General features: G+C 38.8%; 7 protein-coding genes and 1 pseudogene. 1 reads left to right on the top strand and 7 read right to left on the bottom strand.

The annotated features are described in order from the left end of the window. Positions 1-18 precede the first annotated feature (18 nt). The 4 genes from H131_RS05975 to H131_RS05960 all read right to left on the bottom strand — a co-directional run bounded on the left by H131_RS05975 (position 19) and on the right by H131_RS05960 (position 8,556). The gene (locus H131_RS05975) at positions 19-3,072 is read right to left on the bottom strand and encodes an efflux RND transporter permease subunit (protein ID WP_010858185.1); all 3,054 of its coding nucleotides are present in this window, start codon (positions 3,070-3,072) and stop codon (positions 19-21) included. A gap of 340 nt (positions 3,073-3,412) precedes the next feature. Then, positions 3,413-4,990, bottom strand: a complete 1,578-nt coding sequence (locus tag H131_RS05970) for a peptide chain release factor 3 (protein WP_010858184.1) — start codon at positions 4,988-4,990, stop codon at positions 3,413-3,415. A 186-nt stretch (positions 4,991-5,176) separates the two neighbouring features. Then, positions 5,177-6,643, bottom strand: a complete 1,467-nt coding sequence (locus H131_RS05965; protein WP_010858183.1) for a UDP-N-acetylmuramoyl-L-alanyl-D-glutamate--2,6-diaminopimelate ligase — start codon at positions 6,641-6,643, stop codon at positions 5,177-5,179. Between the two features lie 524 nt (positions 6,644-7,167). Continuing rightward, on the bottom strand, positions 7,168-8,556 hold the full coding sequence (locus H131_RS05960; protein WP_010858182.1) for an aldehyde dehydrogenase: 1,389 nt from the start codon (positions 8,554-8,556) through the stop codon (positions 7,168-7,170). Positions 8,557-8,778: 222 nt separating this feature from the next. On the opposite strand from H131_RS05960, the gene H131_RS24925 reads away from it, so the two are divergent. Then, complete coding sequence (locus H131_RS24925; RefSeq protein WP_010858181.1) at positions 8,779-8,943, top strand: hypothetical protein; 165 nt, start codon at positions 8,779-8,781, stop codon at positions 8,941-8,943. Between the two features lie 210 nt (positions 8,944-9,153). Here H131_RS24925 and ssuE read toward each other — a convergent pair whose 3' ends face one another. From ssuE to H131_RS23490, 3 genes and pseudogenes are all read right to left on the bottom strand, one after another. Further along, positions 9,154-9,687 carry an NADPH-dependent FMN reductase gene (gene ssuE / locus H131_RS05955; RefSeq protein ID WP_010858180.1) on the bottom strand — a complete coding sequence of 178 codons (534 nt, stop codon included), beginning with the start codon at positions 9,685-9,687 and terminating at the stop codon, positions 9,154-9,156. A gap of 102 nt (positions 9,688-9,789) precedes the next feature. After that, positions 9,790-10,749: an ATP-grasp domain-containing protein gene (locus H131_RS05950; RefSeq protein WP_036131149.1), complete on the bottom strand. Its 960-nt coding sequence runs from the start codon at positions 10,747-10,749 to the stop codon at positions 9,790-9,792. Positions 10,750-10,776: 27 nt separating this feature from the next. After that, positions 10,777-11,252, bottom strand: a pseudogene (locus H131_RS23490) (hypothetical protein); the annotation flags it as partial. Positions 11,253-11,766 lie beyond the last annotated feature (514 nt).

Raw genomic sequence — 11,766 nt, 5'->3', positions numbered from 1 at the left:
CCCATTTCCCCCATATCTCTACTGCATTTTTCTTGTTTCTTTATCGAGTAAGCTATAAACAATCGGCACAATGTATAATGTCAGCAAGGTGGATGTCACGAGGCCACCAATAACGGCGATTCCCATTGGCTGATTCAGCTCTGCTCCTTCACCAATGCCAAATGCAAGTGGAAGTAATCCTAGAATAGTTGTAAGTGCAGTCATTAAAATTGGGCGAAGGCGATCTTGTGTAGCAAGTAAAATTGCCTCATAAGGGGCCATCCCTTGTTCCTTTTGCTGATTGATATAGTCTACAAGCACAATTCCGTTATTCACTACAATACCAACAAGGACTAAGATACCTATAACAGAAGTCACACCGATTAGCGTGTTTGTAGCAAACATCGCAATCGCAACACCAATAATCATCAAAGGTACAGTGAACATGATGACGAACGGATATTTAAACGATTCAAATTGCGCAGCCATAACGATATAGACAAGCACCACAGCAAGTGCAACAGCTAAGAGCATATCATCGATGGCACTATCATAAAGCTCTCGATCACCACTAAAGACAATTTGAGTTTCAGAAGGTAAGCTCGCTTTGTCAAGAGCTACATCAACTTTGTCTGAAATGCTTCCTAGTGATTCCTTCGTTTCATAGTCAACAAAAAATGCAACGGCAGCCGCTTGATCGGAACGGCGGATTGATATTGGCCCTTCCTGTACCGCAACAGATGCAATATCCTCTAGTTTGACAAATAGCCCAGCAGGTGAACGCAGTTGCATTGCCTTTAAAGATTCGATACTGCCATTAAAAGCCTGTCCAAAGCCTGTAAAGATTGATAATACGGCTCCATCTTCTGCAATCATTTGCGACGTAAATTGACCTTTTGTCATTTGATTAACTGTTTGGGCAATTTGTGCTGGTAAAAAGCCGTAATCCTTTGCCTTTTCACGGTCCACTTCGATTTGAATTTCTTGTACCGTATTATCTAAATCAGTCATAACATTTGTGACCGGCTCAATTTTCAAGAGCTCCTTCTGTACTTTTTCAACTGCCTCATGAAGACGTTGCTCATTCGAATCCGTTAACCTGAACGTTAATGTATTCGGTGATGAACCTGAAGTCGTTGAAACATTAAAGGTGATGTCCACCTGTTCTCCAAGTTCATTTTTAAGATCATGTTCAACCTCTTCAACAAATTCAAAAATTGATCGTTTTCGATTTGCTAGTGGCACCAGTTTCACATACATTTCTGCTTGGTTGGCACTTGTCTGTCCTCGAGATTGTGATTGTTGCGTCCCCCCAATTAAGCTAACGTATACATCAACATCTTGCTCTTCTTTCAATCGATGCTCGATTTTAGCAACAACCTTTTCTGTTTCTGATACAGCAGCACCTTTTTCAAGATTCACATTGACCGATGCAAATCCTTCATCCGTTGCTGGTAAAAACTCGGTACCAATTTTCATTAAGCCGAACAGCGCAATGGCAAAAAGAAGAATTGTCGTCATTAGCACAAGTATTCGGTGATGCAATACCCATACAACCGATGCCTTGTAACGCTGATAAAATGATGATTCTTTACGAAGCTCATTGATATTTTTGATTTTCATTTTTAAAAGACGACTTGCCAACATCGGCACGACCGTTAGTGCAACCGTCAATGAGGCAATTAAGCTAAAGGAAATCGTAAGAGCAAATTCCGTAAAAATTTGCCCAATTAAGCCTTCTATAAACATTACTGGAATGAAGACAGCTATTGTCGTCAGTGTTGATGCAGTTATCGCTAAAGCAACTTCCTTCGTGCCTTGTTTAGCTGCTTCTACTGACTCTTTGCCAAGACCTAAATGGCGTTCAATATTTTCGATTACGACGATGGCATTATCAACCAACATCCCAATACCGAGAGCTAATGCTCCTAACGTCATAATATTAAGTGAGAAATCGGCAAAAAACATTAAAACAAATGTCACAATAACCGAATATGGAATAGCAATACCAATAATAATCGGACTTTTCACACCACGTAAAAAGACAAACAAAACAAGCATTGCAAATAAGCCACCCACGAGGAGAGAAGTACTAATATTGCCAATTGCTGCATCCACATAATTACCTTGGTCTACTAATACATCAGCCACTACATCACTATATTGCTCTGTGGCAAGTAGATCAGCTAATGCCTGCTGAAAGGCTTTAGATACTTCAGCAGTATTAGCTCCCGATTCTTGTAGAACCGACATCAATACAGCTGGATGGTTATTAGCGCGTGTTTCTGTTATGGATTTTTGCTCCGTCCGTTCAACGGTAGCGACATCTCCTACTGTTAATGATTGACCGTCTATTGGATTCACCGAAACGATTAAATCAGCAATCATTTCCGGTGATGTTAATGTACTAATAATTCGTGTCGTCAGCATCTTTCCATCAACTGTTGACACCGGTTCTCCTGGAAGTGAAATATTATTCATTTGAATGATTTGGATAATATCGGACTGTGTTAAACCCTTGTCTTTCAGCTTCGTTTCATCCAATGTAACTTGGACTTCCTCTACTAGCTTTCCAGAGACGTTTACACTGGCAACACCTTCTGTACGGCGCAGCTCTTTTTCCAAAGCATCCGCTAAAAGCCGCACGTCTACTTTGTCATTTTCAGCACGCAAAGATAGCTGGATTATTGGAAATTGCGATGGGTCAAATTTTAAGAAGCTTGGTTTCTCTGCATCATTTGGTAGTGGAGTCATATCAATACGTTGCAAAATATCTAGCTGAACATCCTCTATATTTGTTGACCAATTAAACTCTAGAACAATTAAATTCGATCCTTCCTGTGAAGTGGACTGAATTTTTTTTATACCTGGTAAGGTAGCCAACGTTGTTTCTAATGGCTTGGTTATTTTCTCGTTCACCTCTGTTGGACTTGCGCCAGGATAAGTTGTGACGACGACACCAATAGGTGGATTCAACTCAGGAATTAAGGTTATCGGTATTTTTAGTAATGATACGCCACCTAAAATAATAACGAGCAACATCGTAACGATAGTGAAAACGGGCCTTTTAATTGAAAAATTACTTATATTCATGCTGTATAAACTCCTTTTTCTTCTCTTCCTTCTTATGATTGCCGAAAAGGAGAATCTTTTATAAAGGGTAATTTAAATTAACGGAGGTATTCTTTATTCTCTCCCTCTCAATTAAATAGCTAACAAAATTAAGTAGTGTCTCACATGCCACAAGGTGTGAAGCCAGCATTTAATATGTATCATTTAGGAAACACTTCCAGGTAATTAAATTTTTACTTTTCCCTTCATTCTTTTTGAATGACAGTCGTTTTTTTCCTAATACTGTATATATTCTACACATATCTCCTTTTTTCCTTGTAAAAAAACACGAATCGCTTAAATGTCGATTCGTGTTGTTATTTTACAATAGACTATACAATTTAATGTGCTCGTTTTTATCAGCGAACCAGCGCATAGCAAATTCATTTTCAAATAAGAATACATAATTGTCAAAGCGATCTTTTACAAGCATAGAACGACCTGATGACATTGATTCTTTGACTTCTTCCTCGTTTTCAATCCAGCGTGCAATTTTTGAACCAATCGGCTCCATTTTTACTTCAACATTATATTCATTTTTCATGCGGTGCTCAAATACCTCAAATTGTAATTGACCGACTGCACCAAGAATAACTTCTTCTGTATGCAACGTTTTATAGTATTGAATAGCACCTTCTTGCACTAATTGTAGAATACCTTTATGGAATTGCTTAGATTTCATGACATTTTTCGCCGTCACACGGACAAATAACTCTGGTGTGAACTGTGGTAATTTTTCAAATTGGAATGTTTTCTTACCGCCTACAACAGTGTCACCAATTTGATAAGTACCTGTATCATACAAACCAATGATATCTCCTGCTACTGCTTCGTCAACTGTTTCACGGTCATCCGCTAAGAATTGTGTAGACTGTGTCACTTTGAACGATTTACCTGTACGCGACAAAGTCATATTCATACCACGTTCAAACTTACCAGATACGATACGAACGAAGGCGATGCGATCACGGTGTGCAGGATTCATATTGGCTTGAATTTTGAAAATGAAGCCCGAAAAATCCTCATACTCCACCGGATCAATAAATTGTTCATCCTCAGTGATACGAGGTTGTGGTGTTGGAGCAAACTGTAAATACGTTTCAAGGAATGTTTGTACACCGAAGTTCGTTAAGGCTGAACCGAAGAATACAGGTGTTAATTCTCCACGTCGAATTTTTTCTTCCGAGTATTCATTCCCCGCTTCATTAAGTAGCATGATATCGTCCATTGCTTGAGAGTAATAGGAAGTGACTTTCATCGGGTGATCTACAGCTAGAGCGCCTTTGTCATCGATTGGTAGGAATCGTTCTCCCTCTTCTGTACGGAACTGCTCGATGCGCTTATTATAACGATCATATATACCGAGGAACTCTTTCCCCATACCAATCGGCCAGTTCATAGGGTAAGCATGAATGCCAAGTACTTCTTCAAGCTCTTCAATCAACTCAAGTGGCTCTTTACCTTGACGGTCCAATTTATTGATAAAGGTAAAAATCGGAATACCACGCATTTTACAAACTTTAAATAGTTTTAATGTTTGGGCCTCTATCCCTTTTGCTGCATCGACAACCATGACAGCACTGTCCACTGCCATTAAAGTACGATACGTATCCTCTGAGAAATCTTGGTGCCCTGGTGTGTCCAAAATATTCACTCGTGAACCGCTATAGTCGAATTGCATGACTGAAGATGTTACCGAAATCCCACGTTGCTTTTCGATTTCCATCCAGTCAGATGTTGCAAATTTTCCTGATTTTTTACCTTTTACCGTCCCAGCGTCTCGAATCGCACCGCCAAATAATAAAAGTTTTTCTGTAATCGTCGTTTTCCCAGCATCCGGGTGACTAATGATGGCGAACGTTCGTCTTGCTAATATATCTTTTTCTAAATTTGAAGTCATCTCGTCATTCTCCTTTTTTCATACTTACTAATAATAAAAGAAGACTTGCCTTTCGTACAACCTTTTTACATGAATTCCCCAAAAAAGAAAACCTCTTAGTCACTAACTAAAAGGTTTCTCAAAAAATTCAAAGGCGTTAACAAAATAATAGAAGTCCTCTACCCACTCAATCTGAACTAAATAAAATTAGACAAATTTCAAACGTCCTGCCTCTACAGCGATTTCAGCATCGCTATGTGGAAATTTTGTGTTTTCAATAATTTGATAATCTTCATGACCTTTACCAGCAAAGATAATCATATCCCCTGGTTCAGCTACTGCAATTGCATGACGGACTGCTTCAGCACGATCACCGATACATGCGTAATTCTTATGTAGCATTCCTTTTGCAAGATCCCCAGTAATGCTATCGTAATCCTCAAAGCGAGGGTCATCAGTCGTTAAAATAACATAATCTGCTGCAGATGCTTTCTCTGCCATTGCTGGACGTTTTGACTTATCTCGATTACCTCCTGTACCAACCAAGAAAATCAACTTCCCTTTTTTATAAGGCTCAGCCGCTGCAATCGCTTTTTCGATCGCATCAGGTGTATGGGCGTAATCGACAAAAATTTGTACTGGTAAATCTGAACAAACTTTTTCCATTCGTCCTTTAACGGGCGGTAGTTGTTCAATTTGCTCAATAATTGTATCCATTGAGTAGCCGCGACCATAAAAAGCGATCATTGCTGCAAGTACATTGTAAATATTGAACTCTCCAAGTAATTGCATTTTGACAGGGAATGTACCTTCAGGCATAACCACGTCAAAAGAAGTCATATAGTCATGATACTGACAGTTAATGGCATGAAAATCGGCTGTTTCATTTTTCAAACCATATGTCCATACGGGAAAAGGTGTCATCGCTGCATAGCGCTCAGACCAAGCATCATCAGCATTCAACACCACATATTTATTCTTTTCTAAATCTTGTCCAAGTTGAGAAAATAATAAGCCTTTTGCGTGGCCATATTCCTCCATCGTACCGTGGAAATCAAGATGATCATGTGTAAGATTCGTAAAAATAGCTACGTCATAATCGACACCAGCTAAACGCCCAAGTGCTAAACCATGCGAAGAGACTTCCATTGTCATTAAACGACAGCCCTCCATTTTTGCACGGAAAATCATTTGTTGCGTCGATAATGCATCGCTCGTAGTATTTGCAGATTCATATAAAATGCCATTCAAATTAAAGCCAATGGTTCCAGATAAGGCAGACTTCTCGCCTATACCATGCATGATATTTTGAATTATACCCGTTACTGATGTTTTACCGTTTGTTCCTGTTACACCAATCATTGTTATATCCTTGGATGGATAATCAAAAAACTTAGCCGCTAGTAAGCCAACTGCGCGTTCCGTATCTTTAACAATAACTTGTGCAATGGAATTCGCTAATGGTAATTCACGTTCTGTTAACACAATCGTAGCGCCACCCTCTACAGCCTTCTCTGCATAGTCATGACCGTCTACTGTGTAGCCTTTAATGCAAACAAACATACTATTGGGTTGCACACTACGAGAATCAATCACAATATCACTGACTTGGTCTGGTAGCTCTCCGATAATTTTTTTCAAAGGTAATGCACTTAACAATTCCTCTGCATACATTTCATAGTCCTCCAATCAATCTCAACACTCAATTCATCACCTGATGTTTTTTCGACAAAAAATGACAAACTGAATACCCCCACATTCTAATGAATTTATTTTACTACTTATTCACCTAGAAATGAAATGCTTCACGATACGTTTTTTTGATGAAAACGCTACCATTTTAATAATATAATGAATTTTGCCTTTCTTATCAAAAATCGCCATTTATCGACAACGCCAAATCATCTATAATAGTGGCTATTCTCAACATGAATTGATAAATATCATCAAAAATGACAATGAAATGAGGAGAAATTTTTATTTCCTGTAGAAAAAATGAAGAAATCTTAATTGTGGATTCAATCAAAAACAATCGTATTAGGATGCTTTAACCGTTAATAAGACATATTTATGAACCTTTTACTGAGGGTAGCATCATGGTGAGTTTACCATTGAAAGTAAGATAAAATACTGGGCAACATTGAAAATTTAACAAATGGAGGTGTCTCAGGACATTAACCTGACACCCCCAATTCACATTATTTCATAATGGTACGGACAAGCTTAACCTTTTGTTTATAGGGGGGAAAAAGAACATTCGTTTCGAGCTTCGATGATTTTTTTAAGATTGATTTTGGGTGTGTAAAATTTTCAAAACTCGCCTTACCGTGATAGGCTTTTACTCCTGAAGGACCAACGCCACCAAAAGGCAAATGGAGATTTCCAACATGTGTAATCGTATCGTTTATACAGCCGCCACCAAATGGCAGCTCCTCAAGAAAATATTGGATGGCTTTCTCATGCTCAGAGAAAAAATAAGCCGCTAATGGCTTCGGTAATTGACGAATTTGATGAATAGCAAGACCTAAATCATCATACATCATCACGGGTAAAATCGGTCCAAATAGTTCATCCTGCATCGAAGGGCTTGACCACTTTACCTGTTCAATAATCGTTGGTTCAATATATAAATCATCGCGATCTGACCTACCACCATACGTAATCACATCACGCTCTTCCGCTAAAATCTGATGCAAGCGATCGAATTGTCTAATACTGACAATACGCCCATAATCAGGGCTTTTAAGAGCATTTTTCCCATAGTAAGATCGAATCGTAGCTTTTAACAATTTCATAAATCGTTCATAGACATCTTTATGAACGAGCACATAATCCGGTGCTACACATGTTTGACCCGTATTTGTAAATTTTCCCCATGCTAATCTTTTCGCAGCTACTTCTAAATTCGCTGTTTGATCCACTATCGCTGGACTTTTTCCACCAAGTTCAAGTGCTATAGGCGTTAAACGCTCAGCAGCTGCTCTTGCAACTACTTTCCCAACTGCTACGCTTCCTGTAAAAAAAATATAATCAAATGAGGCATGAATAAGTGCAGTCACTTCTTCCTTTTCGCCTTCCACAACACGAATATATGAGGACTCAAATGTTTCTTCTATTATTTTTTTAATTATTGCTGCGGTATGCACTGATGTTTCAGATGGCTTTACTATGGCTGTATTTCCACCAATAATTGCGCCAATTAGTGGCTCCATCACGAGTTGAAATGGATAATTATAAGGTCCAATAATTAATGTCGCACCATATGGCTCTCGAACAATAAAGCTTTTCCCCATTTGATATTGGATTGGGGTTTTGACAGCTTCTGGCTTCATCCATTCTTCCACATGCTTCACCAGATAAGAAATGCTATCGAGAACAATGCCAACCTCTGTTGCATATGCCTCAAATTCACTTTTTCGTAAATCTAAATATAATGCGTTTAATACATCTTTTTCATATTTTAAAATGGTCTTTTTTAATTTCATTAATTGATTTTTTCGAAACTTCACTTCTTTCGTCGCGCGAGAGAAGTAAAATATGCGTTGCTCTGCAATCATATTTTCAACATCTTGCGTCGTAAAATTCATAAAAAACACCCCTTTTTTTTATAATGGCATACATAGTTTTGTTTTTTTGAAACAAACTATCATTGTCTATACGATACAACATCGAGGTCCAAAAATCCTCTTTCTGAAGTTGGTGGTGGTGGAGTAAAGATTTAAAATTGAAGTTGTGTAGGGTATGTTTTACTTTTTGGATGTCGGGAAATATACAATTACATATGAAAGAATTGAAACGGGGGCGTAGATATGACAACAACAACAGGAACTTGGTGGGAATCCATTTTTTCAGGACCATTAGCGCATGGTATTTGCGAAGAGAAAATATTGTTATTGCAAGATGAAGCTTTCCTATACCTTTCTTCAACTACCGTGGACAAGGACACTTTACTGGACGAAACTGAAGCAAATTAATATGTAGCGCATCATGGGATATTGCCTCCTATGATGCGCTATTATTTTTATTTAATAAGCTTTATCCCGCAAATCAGTGGGGAATGGAGAAAACCCCCTCTAATTGAAGTTTCACTTTATTATGTGATTCCTCGCGAATGCCCCGTCTAGCTGTTCTTTTGTCGTTAATCATCAAGACGCCTGTTTATGCTATAGTTGGATAGAGCCTTTTTAATTTACAGATACAATCGGCTGTAATTTGTTTAATTCGACATCTAGCCGTTTAATAGCTTCTTCCTCCATCGCAAACCCACCATCTTCTAATCGAATAATTTGCTTGTCAACAATAAATACCGAATGGGCAATATCTGTAGCACCTAATACGGCTAACACCGGCTTAAGGGCATATTCTAACGCAAGCAAATGTCCGATTGAGCCACCCACCGCTATTGGTAATACCGATTTACCTTCCAACGCTTTTTGAGGTAATAAATCCAAATAGGTTTTTAAAATGCCCGTGTAAGAGGCTTTATAAATCGGTGTTAAGATCACGACAATATCCGCTTCCTCAACTTGGTTATTTTCCGCAATAATAGCCTCACTGGCAAAATTGGCCTTGATTAAATCTGCTGTCGGTAATTCGTGCACATAATTGGCATGAACCGCAGTTCCTTGTTTTTTGAAAAAGAGCTCTACTTTTTCATGCACTGCCGTAACACGTGAATCTCTTGTATTACTGCCATTAATAATCACTACTTTTGTCATCTTCGCCACTCCCTATATGACTGTATTTGTACTCGTTATTTTTTCTAATTACTTGCCTAACTCCTAAAACGACTTGAATTAGAGATATTTTGAACGTCGTCCTTAAAACATTTGTAATGATTTTTCATATTGATGTAATGTTGCGCCTAAATAATTTGCAACAGCTAACATACCGTATTGATTGGCTGCCTTTTCGGCATCGGCATTATAATTTGTATTTGTATTCACGTCATACGTAAAAACATGGCCATCCTCATCAATAATTGATTCAATGCCTGCCACACGTACTTTATTTCGAGTCAAAAACGCTTCATAGCGCTCAATTAGCTCATTCGGGAAATCATTCACAATATGGAACTTTGGTTTTTGCTTAACAGAATCTCCTATCGGGCAATAGGTATCACCTATTTGACAAGTTTCAGCTGGGCAAAGCTCAAAGCCCTCTGATGTATCAACACGTACAGCATATAAAAATTTACCACCGACAAATTCACAGCGTGTAATGTAGGACTCAGGTGCCTTGATATATTGCTGTACTAGAGTAATGCCATCTACAGGCGCTTCAAACGAAGAGCTATGTGCATAAGCTTTGAGTGCTTCTACTGAGTGAAATAATTGTACGCCAAGCCCCTTGCCTGCTCGATTATGCTTTGTAATGAACGATGCTGTCCCAATTTTTTCAGCCGCTTCTACTAGCTGATTTTTACCGACTGTTGCAATCGATTTTGGTGTTTGAATTCCTGCAGCTTCAAGCGCTGTATACTGATTAACCTTACTAATTTCTAATTGTAACGCCAGACTACCATTAATAACGGTGCGACCATGGAATTCTAGCCAAGTAAGCACAGCTGCTGTGAATTCAGGTGAGAACGCATGCCCCCGAGTATGAGCAGAGGCACTCATCCGACTGTAGAATATTCCTTCTGGCGGCTCTGCCGATAACTCCAGTACGCCTTCCGCTAGATGCCAAGTTTCAAAAGGGAGGTTTTGCTCCTTTAAACGCTTAATCAAATGTATTGTCCAATCATCATATTCATGAAGTATATAGATTTTTGCCGTCATGTTGTCGCTCCTCACTGTAAAATGGGCTCTTTTGGTTTTAACTAAAGGCATTACATCCCTTGCAAAACGTTCCATTTCCGCTAACTGTGGTGAAAATTGTAGTAATAATAAGTTTACGCCTACAGCCTCGTAAGCTAAAATCCGCTCAGCAACTTGCTGTGGTGTCCCAACTAAATTTGGACGTAAGCCTCGGTTGGATACTGAATAATCCTTCAATGTAATTTCTTGTTCAAGCTTTGATTTACTTAAAGCCTACATAGCCTGCTGCATCCTGTACATTTGTAATACGAGTTAGCTCAGCCTGTGCTTCTTCTTCTGTATCACGAACGATGAAAACCTTTAATATCATTTAAATATAGCTCCGCAATTAAAGTGACATCAAAACCGAGCTTTTCACCTGTTTGAATAACCTGTTTGGCATAATCAAATGTTGCTGGCATATTTTCATCTTCTACATTCCGTAACCATCCACCGAAAATTGGCAGCCAAAATCCTAATTTCATTGTTGTTCTTTCCTCCTATACCAAAAAAAGAGGCTCCTATTTTCACAGTTGACTATCCTCTGTGTAAAATAGAAGCCTCTAGTTGTCTAGACAGCTTGTTTTTTATTCAAAAACCAAGTATTCTTATAAATTTAATTTAACACAATACCCTATAAAGTCAATAGGTTTTCAGAAATTTTCAAATGATACTGGCGAAATATAACATCACATAATAAAGTGTGAAGTGAAACTTCAAGGAGTGGGGTTTTCTTCATCCCCATTCCTTGTTAGTTGAACCAATCGGGCTTTTACGGACAGTTGCTCGTCCGCCTAGGCTCGTTCTTTCTTTCAACTTTAGGTGGGAGGCTTACTGACCGGTAACGCGGGATAAAGTGAAACTTCAAGGAGTGGGTTTTCTTCATCCCCACTCCTTGTTAGTTGAACCAATCGGGCTTTTACGGTCAGTTGCTCGTCCGCCTAGGCTCGTTCTTTCTTTCAACTTTAGGTGGGCGGCTTACTGACCGTTAACGCGGGA

The organism is Lysinibacillus sphaericus OT4b.31 (assembly GCF_000392615.1).
Taxonomy (GTDB): Bacteria; Bacillota; Bacilli; order Bacillales_A; family Planococcaceae; genus Lysinibacillus; species Lysinibacillus sphaericus_B.
This window is presented reverse-complemented; position numbering and strand designations above follow the sequence as displayed.